Origin of the sequence: Microcoleus sp. PH2017_05_CCC_O_A (assembly GCF_020738785.1) — a bacterium.
In the GTDB taxonomy this organism is placed as follows: Bacteria; Cyanobacteriota; Cyanobacteriia; order Cyanobacteriales; family Microcoleaceae; genus Microcoleus.
Map to the genome: position 1 here is coordinate 1 of NZ_JAEQCB010000142.1, position 18,093 is coordinate 18,093.

The window sequence follows — 18,093 nt, forward strand, 5'->3', positions numbered from 1 at the left end:
CTTTCTTATATTAGGATGAAAGAGCGCTAAAGCGCAACAACATACCTCAAATCAAAAAGGTACGTAGTTGCGCTTCAGCGCTCTTTCTTATATTAGGATGAAAGAGCGCTAAAGCGCAACTACATACCTCAAATCAAAAAGGTACGTAGTTGCGCTTCAGCGCTCTTTCTTATATTAGGATGAAAGAGCGCTAAAGCGCAACTACATACCTAGAAGAGTCCTGGTGTTTCTAAAATCGGCTTGAGCTACGAATGCGTCCGTTGTAATTAACTGTGATTCTGCCATGTTGGGAAACAGTCACAACTGTCTCTACCGTATAGACAGACGAACCGGGTTTGTAACCTTGAAAAGTAAATGTCCAAGTACCATCACCATTGTCAACAAAAGGCGATTCGGCTGATGCGCCGTGCATCGATGCTTCGGCTCGATATTCGCCCAAACCGCCGTTAGTATTCTCTGCTGCTTGACGGGCTAGGTTTTTCGCTCGATTCAGTTCGATATTATTGGAAGTAACTGTAATATCCGTGAATTCACTTTGAGAAGAGCGAAGGGGATTGCTGAAGGCGGGGGAGACTCCCACAGTTAAGGTTGAGAGTGCTAGCAAACAAGCAAGTCGGGTGGTTAGTTTCATAATACAAACTCATTTATAGTTTGTAAACTCTACGGGACTTGCGCTAACTGGCCCGGAATAGAGAAGACGGCGAATTCCATTCGCCCGATTTTCTTCAACCCGCGGAGGCGGGTTTTGTTTGTGTAGACGCGAATTCCATTCGCCCGGTTTTCCTTAAACATATTTTAGGGTGAATTAATTAATTTTTAATTTTCACTTTGGACTCGGCGGGTGTTTCCCCGTCGTTTAAATAGCGGTAACTCATCTTAGAAATATCCCGAATCAATGTTTGAGCTGGCTTCTCGGTTTCCGGCGGATGCTTCACCATCACCGCTACTAAATAACGCTTGCCGTTTGGCAAATCTACCATCCCCGCATCGGCTAGCATTGTATTAATGTTGCCGGTTTTGTGAGCAATCACTGCTCCTTCGCCCAAGCCTCTCGGTAGCAAAGAATCGTTTTTGGTTTGGCGCATGATTTGCAAAATACGATCGCGCGATTTGACAGAAACCAAATTTCCGCGATCGACTTGAGCTATAATATTTATCAAATCCTTCGGGCTGCTAGTATTCGTTCCCTCCAAATCTGGCAACTTATTGTGCAGCACCGTCGCCCTCAATCCCCAGTTGGCAAATTGCTGATTTAAAACCTCCGCACCTCCCAGCAACTCAACCATCATATTTGTCGCGGTATTGTCGCTGACAACAATCATCTTTTTCGCAACTTCCAAAGCCGAATATTTTTCACCCGGTGCGTCGTCTTGCATATCCCCAGAACCGCCGACAATGTGTTCCGGTTTCAGCGTCAGCACCTGATCTAACTGGATTTTGCCCTCATCTACTGCTTGGAAAAAAGCTACTAAGATTGGCACTTTTATCGTGCTCGCTGAAGCAAAAGGAGCATCGCCGTTAAAATTTACATAGCTTCCTGTATCTAAATCAACTAGAAATATTCCCGCTGTCAAAGTGGCATTTTCCGTTGCTATCACCTGAACTTCTGTTTTCAAAGCTGCTATTTCTTGATTCAATTGCAATGCTTCTGGGGTGGCTGGTGCAGCAACTGCGCTATCGGCTGGGTTTTTCTGGCCTGCGGGGGTTTCCTGTGTCGCTACGCCCGATCGACTCACAGCATTCACCACTGACAGCAGCGTACCGCAAATCACCGCCATCCCAACTCCCAAAATCAGCAACCGAGTAGCATATACCAACGGTGGCACGTTCCCAGTTGCAGAGCGTTTGCCCGGTCTCTGATTCGCTTGCGGGCGCGGTTTCGGCACGGGGGCTTTTTTGACCTTGGGGGCTGTTACCGGGTCTGGAATGCTCTCTGGTGGTGCGCTGGCTCGACTTTTACGGGCTGGGGGGGGAGTTGTCGTTTCGGGTTCGCTGATGGGATTGCTGGCCCGAGTGCTGACAGGGGAATTTGGTTCGGGAAAAGCGAACATATCGACAGCAGCGAGGCCTTTTTTGCGAGGTTGGCGGCTCTTCGCCTCCCCAATTTTGGTGGTTTTAGCGGTTTTGGGTTTTCTGGGATTAATTGCTGATTGGGGATTGGACAAAAAGTCCTGCGCGCTCAATTCTGCGGGGGTAGGTGCGGGAGATTTTGCTCTACTTCTGCTGCGGCTTGTTTGCGGTGGGAAAGTCGCAGTTTCTGATGTGGGAATTTCCCCATTGCTGTTTTGCGGTTGGGGAGGGCGGCGACGGCTGGATTTGCCAGACTCGGTTGAAGCGCCGGATTGAGGCGGCTGCGGGCCGGAGTTGGCAGAGGCTATCGAGGACATCACTGATAATATCGATCGTTTGGGAAACCGCTCTGCCACGTCTTACTCCTTCTGCACTGTAAATTTCAAGTTTAAGATTTTTTAGCTTAACAGCCAATCGATTTTAGATTTTAGATTTTAGATTTTAGATTTTAGATTTACTCCACACGCACCCCTGCACCCAATTGTCACCCAAGAAACCGGGTTTCTTGACTAAAAACCTACGCTTTAAGGTAATTTCCCGGCAAGAAACCCGGTTTCTAATACCACGACACCTAGCTATCCGTTGGATTTTCCGGCAACGCCCCATCCAGAGTATCAGAAACTGGCGATCGCGGATAACTTTTCAATCCCCATTCTGTTTGACGAATCGCGCCCCGCAGCATGGCGACTTCATCCACTGTCGGATAAGCCCTGTTGTACAAACGCCGAAATTTTTCCATCCGACTTGCTGCTGTGTGCGGCTGCAAATATCCAATTTTCAGCAGCAGCCCTTCTAGTTGCTGGTAGTATCCCTCCAACTGTTCCAACGGAACACTGTTGGGGAGAGGGGGAGAGGGGGGGATTGGGAGAGGGGGGGATTGGGAGAGGGGGAGAGGGGGGGATTGGGAAAATATTCCCTCTTCCTGATTCCTTGTATCCGTTACATCCGTTACAGAATCTGTTGCCGAACTTCCCTCTTCCTTCTTCCCTCTTCCTTCTTCCTTCTTCCTTCGGAAATCTTCTTCCCGATACAATTCATAGCAGCAAATAGCTACGGCTTGAGCGAGATTTAAGGAAGTGTAAGCATCGCTGCTGGGAATCCGAATCAAGCGCTGGGCGCGGTTTAATTCGGCGTTAGTCAATCCACAATCTTCTCGACCAAAAATTAGGGCGCTGGGGGCTTCTAGCAACCAAGGTAAAGCATCTGCTGGTGATTCTAGCGGCATTGGGTGCGATCGACCATCATCTCCTGTCGTTGCGATCGCCCTGACACATCCTACCAAAGCAGCCGGCAAACTCTCAACTACTATCGCCGTTTCTAGTATTGAGGCGGCGCGCACAGCCATCAACCGGGCTTCTTCCCCTAAATAATCGCACTGGGGATTCACCAAAATTAATTGGTGCAAACCCATATTTTTCATCACGCGGGCCACAGAACCCACATTTAAGGGCCCTGCGGGTTCGACTAAGACGATTCGGATGTTGGCATGGGGCATTGGTAATTGGTAATTGGTAATTGGTAATTGGTAATTGGTAATTGGTAATTGGTAATTGGTAATTGGTAATTGGGCATTGGCTATTAGAAAAATCACTAACAAGTAACAAGTAACCAGTAACCATTCCCGATTCCCGATTCCCGATTCCCGATTCCCGATTCCCGATTCCCGATTCCCGATTCCCCATTCCCTCAAATAATTAAGAAAGACTATAGTTAATTTACCTACTGTCAAAATTAGCATGGCAAAGCAACGATTGAAGTCCGATTTACCGACTAAGATGTGTCCGGTGTGCGATCGACCTTTTACTTGGCGCAAAAAATGGGCCGACTGCTGGGATGAGGTGAAATACTGCTCGGATCGCTGTCGCCGCCGCCGTAATAGCACAGAAAATTAAGAATGTCTTGCCATTTGCCAAACTGAGGCTAAGATTGCAAAGGAAAAATTTCACGGTTAGAAGTATGGCATCGCAACAGGTGCAACCAAAGCTAGTTATTCACGGCGGTGCCGGTAGTTGTCTGCAAAGCAAGGGCGGAATTGAAGCGGTGCGGAAGTCGCTTTACGATGTTTTGGAGGCAGTGTATCCGCTGCTGAAAAATGGCGCAAGTGCCGTAGATGCAGTAGTGCAGGGCTGTCGGTTGTTGGAAGATGACCCGCGATTTAATGCGGGTACGGGTTCTGTGGTACAGTCGGACGGGCAAATTCGGATGAGTGCTTCGCTGATGGACGGTTTGGCGCAGCGTTTCAGTGGCACGATTAATGTGGCTCGCGTTCAAAATCCGATCGAACTTGCTCAATTTTTGCAGACTTCGGACGATCGCGTACTCTCAGATTACGGTGCGGCGGAATTGCTGCGAGAACTTCACTTACCGATTTACGATCCGATGACGGATTTGCGCTTGCACGAGTGGATGCAGGAACGCCAAGGCAATTTTAACAGAGCAATGGCTAATGTGGTCGCGGAACCTGCGGGTGTTGGCACCATCGGCGTTGTAGCTTTGGATACTCAGGGACGCTTGGCTGCTGGAACTTCGACTGGCGGCAAGGGTTTTGAGCGCATCGGGCGGGTTAGCGACTCCGCAATGCCTGCGGGAAATTATGCGACGGGCAATGCGGCGGTTAGCTGTACGGGTATCGGCGAGCACATCATGGATGAGTGTTTGGCGGCGCGAATTGTGATTCGGGTAACGGATGGTTTGAGTTTGAAAGCTGCTTTTGAGCGTTCTTTTGCGGAAGCTGACGATCGCAAACGGGATTTTGGTGCGATCGGGATTGATGCTAATGGTGCGATCGCGATCGGCAAAACTAGCGAGATCATTCTCGGTGCTTTTCACAACGGTACGGAAATGGGCGATACTTTGGAAACAAAGAAGGGAACGTTAGTTTTTGTTGCTTAAATTTGCATAGAAGCGGTGGTTTAGATTCCCGACTTCGCAGGAGTTGTCGGGAATCTCGATCGGCGTTAGTTTAATATCATATCCGGTAGCCTCGTTCCGATTCGGACTTGATATTAAAACGAACGGTAGCTATCCCGTAACGAGCCAAAAACTTCACCCCAAAGTCAGGATTCCCGCCGCCAAATCTACCACTAACCGTTTAGTTTTCAGCCATTCCATCCCGATGATAATTTCTGGTATCTCATCTCCTGCTACCACAGGAATATTAAATTCTTGACCGTCAATTTGCACAGTGCCGATATAAATATTAAAAGTACCTTCTCCTCGTGCAGTCTTCATGGGGTATTCATCATCTACAAGCAGCCAATTAAAATCTAAATCTTGGCTGTTTATCGCCAACCAACCGCTGAATCCCGTATCTAGAAGCGCATCCGCAAATATGACTTCCCCATCAGCCGCTACCAAACTTATTTCAAAAAATAGTTGATTTGTCTCTTCATCAAACTTTCCTTGAATCATAAAATACTGCCACAAACTCCGGTCTCATTCAAGCGCCGAACAACCATTAGTTTTTGGGGAGAATTTGTTAACAGCTTCCCAAAAGCGACGAGTTGATCTTTCTCAACAAAATATTCGCCACTATCAGGATCGATAACAACGTACCAATTGTAGTGAGTCGCCATGAGTTCGTCGCGGACTCGTTCAAAAATCGGGCGACAGCGCTGCCACCGCACTTGGCTTTCAGCTTTTTGTTTTGCTTTCTCTTCGGGAGAAATTGGAGTTTTTTTGTATTTGTCAGAGATGTGGCGGGGTTTCCATCCGGCAGGTGCTGTTATCATAGTTTTTTGTATTGGCTCTGAATCTAGTTTAGCAAAAATCGCCGACTCATTCCGGCTCCAGACTCAGAAATTAAGCGAATTTTTTCCTGCAATCTGGCAAAAACTACTGGGAGCATCTCAGTTTTGCAAGAAGCATTTTTTCTTCACAGTGCTGTCCCCGCTCGCGTGCGTATAAAAGCACGCGAGCGGGGACAGCACTGTAAATGCAAAACTGAGATGCTCCCAAACTACTTCACCGTCACTTTTCCTTGAGCAATTTGCTCAGTACCGCTAGCAATTTTTTGTCTGAGTGCTGCCAGACGCTGCTGTTTCAATGCGCGATTTCTTTCTTCTAGCAGTGGTAATGCTTCGCTAATTAGTTCTTGAACGCTGTCATAGTTGCCAGCTTGTAATTGCGATCGCACGTAATTTTCTTGTTCGGGTTTTAGGGTAACGTTCATTGTCTGGGCCCCTCTAAAAAACCTTAAATCAATTATACTATAATAATTTAATCATCACCATTCACCTCAACGATCTTAAATTCGCAACTGCCAAACTTTAACTGTACCATTATCGCTACCGCTAACCAGAGTGTCGCCCAACTGCCCGATCGCCACCGCCGACACCGGGCCCGAATGTCCTTCCAAAGCGTGCAGCAATTGGCCGCGCAAATTCCAAAGCCTAACAGTACCGTCAAAACAGCCCACAGCAAAATATTTCCCGTCGGGGCTAATGGCGGCGGCGGAAGTGATGCGAATTCCGGTTTGCACCGAATGCAATAATTCGCCTGTTTCCAAATTCCACAGGGCGATCGTTTTGTTGGAATGACAGACTAGAATTTGGCTGTCTGGAGTAATTGCTACATAATTTTCGCTACCAAATGTTCGCCGCACTTCTCCCCCCGGTAATTCCCACAAAGTGACGGTAGCGCGACAGAAACCGCTGGTTGCATTCAGCCCGCTGGCTATTAACATTTTGCCGTTGGGACTCAGGGCGATCGCACTTATGTCATCTCCTTGATAGCCTTTCAAAACTTGCAGCAGTTGGCCGCTGTTGAGGTGTTGCAGCTTGACAGTGCCACAGGTGGTGCCGATCGCCAAAATTTGCCAGTCGGGACTCACAGCGACAGATTCGTGGCGGTGTACGTCTGCTAAACGCTTCATCTGTTCTCCATTTTGCAGGTTCCACAGTTTGACTGTACCCGCGCGCGATCGCGTCAGCAGCGTTTTGCTAGCGGGGCTGAAAGCAACTAGCAACACGGCGGTTGAATGTCCGCAAATAGTCCGCAGCAGTTCCCCGCTGTGCAAACTCCAAACTTTCACTGTACTGTCGTGAGAACCGGTTGCTAGTAATTGTCCGTCGGGACTGATCGCAGCCGAGAGAATGCTGTCTGAATGGTGGAGAGTGGCTTTTAAGACTGCGCCGGATGAGGTTTTTGGTTGTTTTTTATACCCGGCTATTACCAGCCAGTCGATCGCATCCCTCCAATTTTTGAGCGCATTTCGGGGTCGATTTGTCAATATTTCTATGTATCGGTACAAGGTTTTGGATAAGTCAACCTCTACACCCTTGATTTGTTTGTTAAGAAGTACCGCCATCTCGGCGGGGCTGTAACCGCACAGCAAGCCGCACAAGTGCCTTTTTTCCACGGGTGTCAGCCCTCTCCGGGTGTGGGGGGCGAATTCTAGTTTGGCATTGGCTAAGTCGCTGTAGAGCTTTTCGATGTCCCAGTCGTAGGTAGCCCGTGTAAAAGGTTCTTCGGGTCGATCGAGGTTTGAGGGTGTCATTTGTGGCAGTCGCGATCGAGTTCCTAGTCAAATTCCTAACCAAAATCCTAACATTCGCTGTGCGCGATCGGACTGGATTCACCACTAATCTATTTTTAACACAGCAAACAGCCAAAAGAGTTTCGGGTTGAAAATGCGTTTCAATCCTTACCTTTACAGTTTGCAAAACAACTATACATCAAGCGGAGAAATAGAAAATGTCTGGAATTGCGATCGGCTTATTTTTTGCTCTAGGTTTAGTTTTAAGTAGTGCTTTACTTGCTGGTTCCATTTGCTGGATTATTTTTTTATATAAAGAATTGGAGCAATCCAAAAATCAGAAAGACATTTTTCATGCAGCTTGTTGTAGTGCCAATGTATTTATTTGCAGGCTTCCAGTTCGTTTCAAATCTTGCAAGTTCTGTTGGGCCGATGCTTGGTATGTTCATGCCTGGAGCTAGCGAACAGTCACCCTCTCCTTTTCCTTCTGATTTCAACGCTGGTGCATCACCAAGTCAAGAGCAATCTCCTGCTTCTGAGCCTAGTTTTGGTACTGTTGGCGGTCAACAATATGACTTCAATCAATCGATGCAGCTTGGGAAATTAGCCTATGCAAAGGGAGATTATCAAACAGCTTTAATCAATTTTAACAGAGCTGCACAAGCGAATCCCGGCGATGCTGAGGCCCTCAAGGGTGTTGAAGATACCAAAAAGGCGATCGCCCAATCAAATAGCAAATAATCCACATCAACATTCACTTAACATTAACTCAACACAAAATCATGAAACAAACATCAGACAAACTAGAATTCGGTATTTGGAGGTTTGTCTTCTGGCAGTTTTTTCCTTTATTTATTTGCTGTCGTTGGTTTGCTATTGGTGATATTTGTCGAGATAGAAACCATTGCCTTTGATAAAAGTCTCGGTCATCTGACTATCAAGCGGCATAAACCACTGATTGCCAAAACGAAACTTATCAAACACCTGCTTCAAGATATTTCAGGCGTGGAAATACAGGAGATGTCGAGCAGTGAGAGCAATACCTATCGTGTATGTCTGGTGTTGAACTCAGGTAAGAGACGTGTTCCTCTAACTTCTAGTTTCAGCACTGGTTTAGGAAGCAAGCACAAAACAGCCGAAGTCATTGCGACATTCTTGAATATTAGAAATTATGGTCTTGACGGCTTTCCCACAGATAACTCTAACGAACTCAAATGGGACACTATAGAAGAGGAAATTACCCACTGGAAAACAGCAATTAAAAGTGATCCTAATGATGCTGATGCTCGCATGAAATTGGGATTAGCTTTGATGGTTCAAGATGCAACCAACAATAAAGAACAAGCAATGGGCTATCTCAAAGAGGCCGAGGCTTTGTTCAAAGCTCAAGGCTATGACGAGGAAGCAATGCAGGCTGCTCAACTTTACGGTGTGGCTTATTGGGGAATGATGGGAAAGCGAGGTTCAGATTATCAAGATTGATGCACTTAGACTCAACAAACTGATGTTTCCCCACCCACCAGCAACTCAAGAATCATCTCCGGGTACTCAGCCATCTCCTCGACTTGATGCAGCATCTGTACCCGGTAACAAAGATGAATTTAAAAAATTAATAAAACTTGGCTATGTCTGCTACGCGCAAAGAGACTATCAAACGGCTTTAATCAATTTTAACAGAGCTTTGCAGGTGCTTCCGGGCGATGCTTATGCTGTCAAGGCTGTTGGCAATACCAAGATGGCGCTCGTCGGCCGCCGGACTAAATAATCCGTGCATAACAAATTGCGTACAGCAGAGAAATCAGTAATTTAGATCGTTCTCAAAAATAACAGGATAAGCTTATGAAAGTTCTCAAGCAAACACCAACTAAACTAATAATTCAAAACTCTAGCATCTGGGACGGTTTAGTCTTAATTTCTCCCTTCATTATAATTGGATTATTGCAGATCATCTTGGCATCCAACTGGATCGGTGGAGGCATATTTCTGTTATTCTCCCTGTGTTTGTTGGATGGCGCGATATCTGAAATTTATATCTTTGATAAAACTTTGGGGAAAATGACCGTTAAACGACGGGGTTTGTCGCTTAATCATGTTGTCGAACGATCGATTCGCGATATTTGTGCAGTCGAATTAGCCGAAATAGAAGATGGCGAGGGAAATTATAGCTACTATGTTGAGTTATTGATGTTGGGGTGCGATCGCATTTGTTTGAGAAGCAATTCAGTAACAGAACAATGCCAAATGGCTGACTTAATCCGCAGCTATGTCTCGACGTGCGATCGCAGTCATAGCACTGAAGCAATATCTTTGCCAAGCAAGTGCACCCGAGGCATTGTCAAATAATTTGTGCATGATAAAATGGACACAATAGAGAAAATACCTATTCAAGCTTTTGTGTCATCAAAAAAATGAACTCATGAAAAAACTCAAGGGAACGCCTTTTAATGAACTAAAAATTACAAGATCTAACATCTGGCTGGACTTGTTATCTAGCTTGCCCTTCATTCTCATTGGATTGTGGCTGGCTTTTAATGCAACAAATACAACTCTAAGTTGCCAACGCATAGAATCTAAACAAGGCAATTGTAAACTCACAGGATGGAGCTTTTTGGGTTCAAATATTCAAGAAATATCTCTGGATAATTTAGTGGGAGGCAAAGTTACCACAGGTAGGAAGCGTAGCACCAGAGTTGAACTGTTAACCAAATCGGGGGAAATTCCGTTTACGGATGGCTACACTGCTTGGGGGGATAAAAATGATATTGCTAATAAAATCAATGATTTTGTTGCAAATCCCGATCGCAAATCGTTGAATGTAAGTCAAGACGATCGTTGGTTTCTATGGACATTAGGGAGCATATGTGTGGTGACGGGGGTATTAGAATATGTTTGGAAGCGCGAAAAATTAAATCTATAGCTTTGATAAAACTTTCGGTAAAATGACTGTTGAACAACGGGGTTGGTGGGTGAATAATTTTACCGGATACTTCTATTGCGAGATTTATGAGTAGAAGTAGGTACTGGAAAATATAAAAATTAACGTATTCGCTACTATAGCCTTTATCAAAAAAGTGAGGTATACCCTGTTTGGCCTGTTTGCCCAATGCCCTATTTGGCCTGTTTGGCCAATGCCCATGAGTACCTCATCTTTCTGAGAAAGGCTATATTTCGTAATTTCGTAGAAAAACCCGTTTCTAGGCTGAATTTTCAAGAATACAATTATGACTTTTATGAAGTTAATCAATGACATTTATGAATTGACCTGAAAAGAAAACTGTTGCATAATTGTAGTTAAGAGCTTTGCTATAGAAATCATATAATAACGAAAGTTCTTAGTCCCTAGTCTGGTAATTTTTGTAACCCCGTCAATCACTTACATTGGAGATTATACCTAACATGAAAGTTATTAAAAAAAACGAACATCTTCTAATGCTTAATAATTTATGGGAAATGATTTATAGTGCGATATCTCCTACCATATGGGTGACGGGATTTTCAGGAATACCTTTATTTATGATGTTCTTGATTATGGCATCTACTGGAGTGGAAAGACTTTCCTGCAAAAAGATTGAGCCAAAAAGCGCAAATTGCGAACTCAGTAGGTCAACTTTTATGGGATTAAATAAAGGCGAAGTAACCTCGATAGATCAAGTTCAGGGAGCTAGATTTGAGACAAGCAAGACCACCGATAGTGATGGCAAACCCATGACTGTGAACAATGTATTTTTGGTAAGCAAGGAATGGGAGTTTTTGTTGACAAATCAAAGTGCCAAGGATGCAAATTCGTTTAATAAATATATACAAACCTCGACCGGAGTGTTGGTGATAGAAACAGACAATCGGTTATTTGGTTTTGGAATAATGCTTTTTCCCAGTTTGTTTTTAGTTATTGGTTTTAGGGTATTTTCTGGTGTATTGCGTTATTTTATTGTTGAAACTTACATTTTTGATAAAGATGCAAGTACCTTAACTCTTAAGAAAAAAGGAATATGGGTGAAGGAAGTTGCCGAACGATCGCTCAGCGAAATTTCGGAGGTTAAATTAGAAACAATATACGGCGAAAACAGTATGTTATGGGAGGTTTGTTTGCTAATGAATGAGGGCGATCGCCTATCTTTAGGCAGTAGCTCAAATCAGAAAGAGCAACAAAAAATGGCTGATTCGATTCGCAGCCACCTCAATGGTTGATCCCTCTGAATATATACATAGACTTCAAGAGCAATCTGGAAAATTTTGCAGACTATCAATTAATTAAACGGGAGTGGATACCGATGATGAAAATAATTGAAAAAACCGAACATCTTCTCAAGCTTAAAAATGGATTAAGTTTGTCTGGTTTGCTATTTCCTACTGTATGGGTTACAGGATTTTCAGGAATACCCTTGTTAATGATATTTATCACGATGTCCTCTTCTGGAGTGGAAAGACTTTCGTGCACAAAAATTGAGCCAAAAATCGTAAGTTGCGAAATGAGTACATCAAGTTTTATGGGATTAGTTAAAGGGGAATTAGAGTCCATCCAACAAGTCAAGGAGGCTAGAGTTGACAAAATAGAGACTACTGATAGCGATGGGAATTCAACTTTCAAACAGAATGTATTTCTGGCAACTAACCAAGGAGATGTTTATCTACCGTACCAAACTGTTAAGGATGCAGAGTTGTTCAATAAATATATACAAACCTCTGTCAGTAAATTAGTAATAGAAAAAGATAATCGGCTAGCAAATTTCGGCTCGATACTTTTTCAGGGCAGCTTTGTCGTTATTGGTTTCGCTGCAATATATTTTGTGTTCCATAATTTATTCAGTGTTGAAACTTATATTTTTGATAAAAATGCAAGTATCCTAACTATTAAAAAAAGGGGGATAAGGGTGAATGAAGTGACCGAAAAATCGCTCAGTGAAATTTCTGAAGTCGAATTAAAAACAGTTCACGTACACAAAACAGAACATATGGACAGCTATACCTGGTACGATGTGCATTTGCTAATGAATGTGGGAGATAGCCTATGTTTAAGCGGTGGCTTGAATCGGGAAGAGCAACAAAAAATGGCTGACTTGATTTGCAGCTATTTGGACAAGCGATCGCACTAAATGAATGCACCTGCGACTTTAAGTACGCGCGGCGCAGCTATCCCTCTTGGCTGAATCGCCCAAATCAATAATTAACGATACTTAGGTAGGCGCCAATAAACTTTACATTCTGTTACATTATAAAGTTTTCTTCATTTTTGTTTGCCATTACTTCCTGTACGATCGCGCTAGAAAGCTAACGTTTCACTCCCAATGAGATAATTAATATTTTTTAATATTCCTGTCCTTAAATCACGGAAAGCTATCTGAAACGCAGCCGCAGGTGAACTCGCGACATTTGTTGTCGGTTAGACATTTTAGTGCTAGCCTATTAGCAAGATAAAAAGGGTTATCCTATAGGATCGCTTCCAATAATATATAACTTAACAATTTGACGTAGCCTGGTCGGGAAGTCGATCTGTAACATCAGTTTTGGATTTAAAAGGTGAAGTAAATGAAAATAATCAAGTACACAGCAACGGAACTAATAATTCAGACTAAAAGCATATTAGATTTTTGGTTCCCTAGTTGTTTATTAATGACATTTGGACTGATCGGGCTGACTTTTGACTATCATGCAGCAACTTTGAGCTGCCAGCGATCGCACGAAAAACAAGGAAATTGTCAGTTGGTGCGATCGCACTTACTGGGATCGAACATCCAAGAAATTCAGCTTGCTGCTTTGCAGGGAGCTAAAGTAGAAAGATTTGGCTCCAAAAGCAGAGTTGTACTTGTGACGAATGTTGGCGATGTTCCTTTTAGTGCTAACTCGACTAACTGGGGGAATAAAGACGCTGCTGCTTCGGACATCAATTTTTATCTTAAAAATGCAAAATCTCGCTTGCTGCGCTTAAGCCAAGACGATCGCTGGTTGGGATGGACAGGAGGCATATTTTTGCTCGCAGGAGTCGGAGTCATCGCCTTGGGAAATAAAGAAACCTACAGCTTCGATGGAACTTCCAACACCTTGACTGTTAAACGGCGGGGTTTGTTGGCCCGTAAAGTAATTAAACGCTCTCTGTTCGAGATTTATGGGGTGGAAGTCGATCGCACAAAAGATCGGGATCATGATGTTTGGTACCAAGTTAGACTGTTAGTTAGTGGAGGAGATCGCATATCCCTTCCCCACACTATGAGCCCTTACAAGCAAGTAGAAATCGCCAAAGCGATTAACAACTACCTCCACGCGCGATCGCACGAAAGTATTTGTAGTGATGATTGCAGTCAGAGTGAAAATTCTGTCGGCTAAAGTCTTCACTACAAACCTAGTTATTTGTTTCCATCTTTCAACTTCCAACCTGGTTTGACAACTTGGCGGGAACGGGCAATTACTAAACAATCATTCGGCACATCTTCCGTCACCGCAGAACCTGCGGCCACAGTCACATCTTCCCCCACAGTTATCGGTGCAACTAGCACGCTGTTTGCACCGATTTTAGTACGATCGCCTATTTGAGTTTTGTGCTTATTTTTGCCGTCGTAATTGGCGGTAATTGTCCCAGCGCCGATGTTGACTTTTTCTCCCAAAGTCGCGTCGCCTAAATAAGACAAGTGAGCGACATTAGTTCGATCGCCAATTTGAGTATTTTTCAATTCTACAAAATTGCCCACGCGACAGTTGGCGCCTATTTGCGCGTGTCCCCGCAGGTGTGCGTAGGGGCCAATTCGCGAATTTTCTGCCACAATACTGTCAGAAATTACTGAATAAAGCACAGTCACGTTTTCCTTGATTTGACTGTTTTCAATCAAACTACCGGGCCCGATGCGACTCCCAGAGGCGATCGAAGTTTTACCCCGCAAGTGAGTTTGCGGTTCAATTACGACATCCGACTGCAACTCTACGGTATCGTCGATCGTGATGCTGTTGGCATCGATCAGCGTCACGCCCGCTTTCATCCACTTATCCTTTACCCGCGCTTGCAAAATATCGGAAGCTGTGGCTAAATGTTTGCGATCGTTAATTCCCAAGATTTCTTGATAATCTTCAACATCCACCGCCATCACGGGAGAGAGAATACTTACCGTATCAGTTAGGTAATATTCTTTTTGGTCATTGTCTGCTTTCAAATCTGGCAAAATTTTCTCTAAATGCGGCCAGTGAAAACAATAAACACCTGCATTGATTCGCTGGTTTTGCTTTTGAGTTGTTGTACAATCGCGGTCTTCGACAATTTGCTGGACTAAGTTTTGACTGTCAGTAAATACTCGCCCATATCCTTGAGGATTCGGCAAATTAGCTGTCAATATAGTAGCAGAGTTTTGGTGCTGTTGGTGAATTGCCATCAATTGTTTGATAGTTTCTGCCCTCAGCAAAGGTACATCCCCATTTAATACCAGCAAATCTCCTGGAAATCCCTTTAAGTGAGGCAGCAATTGCTGGATGGCGTGACCGGTTCCCAATTGTTCGGTTTGTTCGACAAATTCTAGGGGAGGAAATTGAGAATTGTCCGATTTTTCATGAGCTTCCATCAGAGATTGTTTAACGAGTTCACCTCGATAACCGACTATGACAAGTCGCCGGGAAATTTCTATTTCTTGACAACTTTGGAGGACTCGCTCAACTAGCGATCGACCACCCAATTCGTGGAGAACTTTGGGCAAGTCAGATTTCATGCGCGTGCCGCGTCCAGCAGCTAAAATTGCTATTGCTATCATTGTGCGATCGAGCTATTTGCTATAAAAAATTGACTAAATGATGATATCACTCGCTGTCCGTCGATGGCACTGCGATCGCACAATTTTTTAATCTCCAATCTCGAATCCGGGCGCGGCAAGTCTTTTTGCAGCCTGATGTCGGTTTGAGGGGCGATGCTTGCGGTATCTTGGAGTTGCGCGCCCGAGATCGAATTTCTGAGGGCTGAAGTCCGAACGATCAAACCTGAGTTCGTTTCGTAGTAAGGACTTCAGTCCTTCCCCAAGAGATGCGAGGGGGAGCGAGGGTGATAATTTGCATCTTTGAGCTTGAATTTACCGAGATAGATTATACTATTCGTTGAATTTCAGTTATGGTGTTTTTAACTCAAAAAAACTATTAGTTGCTTCTTCCTCCTTCCTTCTTCCTTCTTCCGACTTTCTTCTTCCTTCTTCCTTCTTCCTTCTTCCTTCTTCCTTCTTCCTTCCTTTCTGCATTATCAGGTGTCCAGCTATGACAGAGCTTAATTTTCAGGAACTTGCCAAGCAGGGAAATCCACAGGCGATCGCATCTTGGCTCAACAGCCAGTTGCCATCTGAAGGGATCGCAGCCTCCGCGAATCTCGACGGCGACTGTTTGGATGTAATTCTGGAGGCAGAGCAACTACCGATAGAAGATACATTAGTTGATTTTGTCCGTGAAAAACTGACGGATTTGCAGCCGAATTCGATTCGCAAAGTGAAGGTTGAGGGGCGAGAAAGCGGTGAGATTGGGGCTGCTTGGAGTCAAGAGTTTAGTTTGGAGAGCAGCATTTTGGAACCACAAAGCTTTGCGGGAGAATCTGTCCCTAATATTGCGGTTGCTAATGTTGCTAATATGGACGATCGCACAGAAAGAGAGAGTACAGATATGGATGAGGAGAAATCGCCGGAATTGGCTGCATTTGAGAACCGATTGCGATCGACTTTCATTGTCGTCGGGCTGGTAACGGGTTTGTTGGCGATCGCCGTGGTGGCATTTGTCAGTAAGATGTTAAACGAGCCGCCAGCAACTGCTCTGAAGAATCCAGATGAAACTGCCAATGTAGCAAGAGTACCGGATACCTTTCGAGAAGCCGTTAACAGCGCCCTCAAAGCAGCAGAGTTAGGGCGATCGGCAAAAACGAAGGAAGATTGGACGATCGTTGTCGATCGCTGGCAAGAAGCGGTATCGTTGATGAGAAGAGTACCCGTGTCCAGCGCCAACCACGAACTAGCTCAGACAAAAGTAATCGAGTATCAAAAATATCTGCTTTACGCTCAAGAATCAGCAGTAAATCCACCTCCCCCAGAGCCAACTCCCGCAACAGCCGAAAAAGCAACTTCTAAGAAAGCCAATTCCGAAAAAGCCGAACCGGAGAAAGCAACTTCTAAGAAAGCCAATTCCGAAAAAGAAAGCTCCGAAAAACCTAATCCTAAGAAAGCTAATTCCGAAAAAGCCGAACCGGAGAAAGCAAATCCTTCTCGATAAATTAGGTACGTTGTTGCGCTTGGGCGCTCTTTCTTATATATATGTAAGAGCGCTGAAGCGCAACTACATACCTAAAAATTAGCCTAGATCTTCCAAAAAGCCGAACCGGAGAACGAAAGGTACGTTGTTGCGCTTGGGCGCTCTTTCCTATATATCTTAAAGAGCGCTGAAGCGCAACTACATACCTAAGAATTAGCCTAGATTAAGCGCTCTTTCCTATATATCTCAAAGAGCGCTAAAGCGCAACTACATACCTAAGAATTAGCCGAGATTAAGCGCTCTTTCCTATATATCTCAAAGAGCGCTGAAGCGCAACTACATACCTAAGAATTAGCCTAGTTCAAGCGCTCTTTCCTATATATCTCAAAGAGCAATTAGCCGAGATATTCTGCTTTCTTGGGTATTTATGAATTACCGAGAGATGTCCTAGCACAAATTTGAATAGTTATGAATGACAATAATTTAATCGTTTCCCCTGAATGGTTGGCCGCCAATACCGAAAATCCGCAAGTGGTAATTGTAGACTGTCGGTTTGCTCTCGCCGATCGAAAATTGGGACAAAAACAATATCAAGAAAGTCACATTCCCGGATCTTTCTATTTAGATTTAAACGAAGATCTGGCGAGTGTAGTTGGCACCCACGGCGGCAGACACCCGCTGCCCAATATTGCAGAATTAGCTAATAAATTCAGCGCTATCGGCATTAATTCCTCAGAAACTTTAGTCGTGGCTTATGACGATTCGCGACTAGCTTTTGCGTCTCGCTTGTGGTGGCTGATGCGATACATGGGACACAGCAAAGTCGCTTTGTTAGACGGCGGTTTCAGTGCTTGGAAAGCGGCGGGATATCCGGTAACAGATACTTGGACAGAAACCCGCGATGGTAAATTTGTAGTGCAATTGCAGCCGAATATGGCGGTTGATATCGAGGCTGTAAAAGAGCGAAAAGACTTGCCGGAGACAGTTTTGGTTGATTCGCGAGAAAGTGAGAGATACGAGGGCTTGCGGGAGCCGATCGACCCTATTGCAGGCCACATTCCGGGTGCTGTCAACTACCCTTGGCAAGGAGTGACCGAGGAAACTGGAAAAGTGCGATCGATCTCCGAACAAAAACAGCGGTGGACGGAATTAGAAAAAGCGGAAGAAATCATCGTTTACTGCGGTTCCGGCGTGACAGCTTGCGTTAATTTACTGTCCTTAGAAATCGCCGGAATTCCCGATGCTAAACTCTATGTCGGTAGCTGGAGTGACTGGTGTTCCTATCAGCTATAACCCGGCGGTTAAAACCTTGTTTGTACAACATTTTCTTCAACCCACGGAGGTGGGTTTTGTAT

The 18,093-nt window shown here is 44.6% G+C and carries 22 protein-coding genes; 12 read left to right on the top strand and 10 right to left on the bottom strand.

The genetic code is table 11. From position 1 onward, the window contains the following. Positions 1-229: 229 nt before the first annotated feature. The 3 genes from JGK20_RS26250 to JGK20_RS26260 all read right to left on the bottom strand — a co-directional run bounded on the left by JGK20_RS26250 (position 230) and on the right by JGK20_RS26260 (position 3,565). Complete coding sequence (locus JGK20_RS26250) at positions 230-631, bottom strand: hypothetical protein (protein WP_293181316.1); 402 nt, start codon at positions 629-631, stop codon at positions 230-232. A 178-nt stretch (positions 632-809) separates the two neighbouring features. Beyond that, positions 810-2,426 carry a serine hydrolase gene (locus JGK20_RS26255; RefSeq protein ID WP_293232659.1) on the bottom strand — a complete coding sequence of 539 codons (1,617 nt, stop codon included), beginning with the start codon at positions 2,424-2,426 and terminating at the stop codon, positions 810-812. A gap of 215 nt (positions 2,427-2,641) precedes the next feature. Then, entirely contained in the window at positions 2,642-3,565 is a 924-nt protein-coding gene (locus JGK20_RS26260) for an RNA methyltransferase (RefSeq protein ID WP_293232687.1), read from the bottom strand. 241 nt (positions 3,566-3,806) lie between these two features. On the opposite strand from JGK20_RS26260, the gene JGK20_RS26265 reads away from it, so the two are divergent. Then, positions 3,807-3,962 carry a DUF2256 domain-containing protein gene (locus JGK20_RS26265; protein ID WP_265237541.1) on the top strand — a complete coding sequence of 52 codons (156 nt, stop codon included), beginning with the start codon at positions 3,807-3,809 and terminating at the stop codon, positions 3,960-3,962. A 64-nt stretch (positions 3,963-4,026) separates the two neighbouring features. Then, positions 4,027-4,962 carry an isoaspartyl peptidase/L-asparaginase gene (locus JGK20_RS26270; RefSeq protein WP_293232661.1) on the top strand — a complete coding sequence of 312 codons (936 nt, stop codon included), beginning with the start codon at positions 4,027-4,029 and terminating at the stop codon, positions 4,960-4,962. A 153-nt stretch (positions 4,963-5,115) separates the two neighbouring features. Here the strand turns inward: JGK20_RS26270 and JGK20_RS26275 are convergent, their stop codons facing one another. The 4 genes from JGK20_RS26275 to JGK20_RS26290 form a co-directional block, all read right to left on the bottom strand. Next, complete coding sequence (locus JGK20_RS26275) at positions 5,116-5,481, bottom strand: aspartyl protease (protein WP_293191276.1); 366 nt, start codon at positions 5,479-5,481, stop codon at positions 5,116-5,118. Next, positions 5,478-5,801 carry a hypothetical protein gene (locus JGK20_RS26280; protein ID WP_293191274.1) on the bottom strand — a complete coding sequence of 108 codons (324 nt, stop codon included), beginning with the start codon at positions 5,799-5,801 and terminating at the stop codon, positions 5,478-5,480. The genes JGK20_RS26275 and JGK20_RS26280 overlap by 4 nt, the downstream gene beginning before the upstream one ends. Positions 5,802-6,028: 227 nt before the next feature. Beyond that, positions 6,029-6,241, bottom strand: coding sequence for a type II toxin-antitoxin system ParD family antitoxin (locus tag JGK20_RS26285; protein ID WP_293191272.1), 213 nt, complete (start codon positions 6,239-6,241; stop codon positions 6,029-6,031). Positions 6,242-6,316: 75 nt separating this feature from the next. Continuing rightward, positions 6,317-7,567, bottom strand: coding sequence for a WD40 repeat domain-containing protein (locus JGK20_RS26290; protein WP_293232663.1), 1,251 nt, complete (start codon positions 7,565-7,567; stop codon positions 6,317-6,319). Between the two features lie 249 nt (positions 7,568-7,816). On the opposite strand from JGK20_RS26290, the gene JGK20_RS26295 reads away from it, so the two are divergent. The 8 genes from JGK20_RS26295 (at position 7,817) to JGK20_RS26330 (ending at position 13,867) form a co-directional block, all read left to right on the top strand. After that, the gene (locus JGK20_RS26295; protein WP_293232665.1) at positions 7,817-8,287 is read left to right on the top strand and encodes a hypothetical protein; all 471 of its coding nucleotides are present in this window, start codon (positions 7,817-7,819) and stop codon (positions 8,285-8,287) included. Positions 8,288-8,371: 84 nt separating this feature from the next. Then, positions 8,372-9,028: a hypothetical protein gene (locus JGK20_RS26300; RefSeq protein ID WP_293232667.1), complete on the top strand. Its 657-nt coding sequence runs from the start codon at positions 8,372-8,374 to the stop codon at positions 9,026-9,028. Positions 9,029-9,050: 22 nt separating this feature from the next. Beyond that, complete coding sequence (locus JGK20_RS26305) at positions 9,051-9,311, top strand: tetratricopeptide repeat protein (RefSeq protein WP_293181339.1); 261 nt, start codon at positions 9,051-9,053, stop codon at positions 9,309-9,311. Between the two features lie 74 nt (positions 9,312-9,385). Further along, positions 9,386-9,889: a hypothetical protein gene (locus tag JGK20_RS26310; RefSeq protein ID WP_293181342.1), complete on the top strand. Its 504-nt coding sequence runs from the start codon at positions 9,386-9,388 to the stop codon at positions 9,887-9,889. 73 nt (positions 9,890-9,962) lie between these two features. Next, complete coding sequence (locus tag JGK20_RS26315; RefSeq protein WP_293181345.1) at positions 9,963-10,463, top strand: hypothetical protein; 501 nt, start codon at positions 9,963-9,965, stop codon at positions 10,461-10,463. A 479-nt stretch (positions 10,464-10,942) separates the two neighbouring features. Then, positions 10,943-11,734, top strand: coding sequence for a hypothetical protein (locus tag JGK20_RS26320; protein WP_293206497.1), 792 nt, complete (start codon positions 10,943-10,945; stop codon positions 11,732-11,734). A gap of 83 nt (positions 11,735-11,817) precedes the next feature. After that, the gene (locus JGK20_RS26325; RefSeq protein ID WP_293181351.1) at positions 11,818-12,639 is read left to right on the top strand and encodes a hypothetical protein; all 822 of its coding nucleotides are present in this window, start codon (positions 11,818-11,820) and stop codon (positions 12,637-12,639) included. Positions 12,640-13,156: 517 nt separating this feature from the next. Continuing rightward, entirely contained in the window at positions 13,157-13,867 is a 711-nt protein-coding gene (locus JGK20_RS26330; protein ID WP_293206500.1) for a hypothetical protein, read from the top strand. A 20-nt stretch (positions 13,868-13,887) separates the two neighbouring features. Here the strand turns inward: JGK20_RS26330 and glmU are convergent, their stop codons facing one another. The 3 genes from glmU to JGK20_RS26345 form a co-directional block, all read right to left on the bottom strand. After that, the gene (gene glmU, locus JGK20_RS26335; protein ID WP_293211241.1) at positions 13,888-15,273 is read right to left on the bottom strand and encodes a bifunctional UDP-N-acetylglucosamine diphosphorylase/glucosamine-1-phosphate N-acetyltransferase GlmU; all 1,386 of its coding nucleotides are present in this window, start codon (positions 15,271-15,273) and stop codon (positions 13,888-13,890) included. Beyond that, entirely contained in the window at positions 15,270-15,494 is a 225-nt protein-coding gene (locus tag JGK20_RS26340; RefSeq protein WP_293181360.1) for a hypothetical protein, read from the bottom strand. The genes glmU and JGK20_RS26340 overlap by 4 nt, the downstream gene beginning before the upstream one ends. Positions 15,495-15,621: 127 nt before the next feature. Continuing rightward, positions 15,622-15,747 carry a hypothetical protein gene (locus tag JGK20_RS26345; protein ID WP_293197143.1) on the bottom strand — a complete coding sequence of 42 codons (126 nt, stop codon included), beginning with the start codon at positions 15,745-15,747 and terminating at the stop codon, positions 15,622-15,624. Positions 15,748-15,763: 16 nt separating this feature from the next. On the opposite strand from JGK20_RS26345, the gene JGK20_RS26350 reads away from it, so the two are divergent. Both JGK20_RS26350 and JGK20_RS26355 read left to right on the top strand, forming a co-directional pair. Continuing rightward, positions 15,764-16,759 carry a hypothetical protein gene (locus JGK20_RS26350; protein WP_293181366.1) on the top strand — a complete coding sequence of 332 codons (996 nt, stop codon included), beginning with the start codon at positions 15,764-15,766 and terminating at the stop codon, positions 16,757-16,759. 447 nt (positions 16,760-17,206) lie between these two features. Next, the gene (locus tag JGK20_RS26355) at positions 17,207-18,031 is read left to right on the top strand and encodes a sulfurtransferase (protein ID WP_293181369.1); all 825 of its coding nucleotides are present in this window, start codon (positions 17,207-17,209) and stop codon (positions 18,029-18,031) included. Positions 18,032-18,093 lie beyond the last annotated feature (62 nt).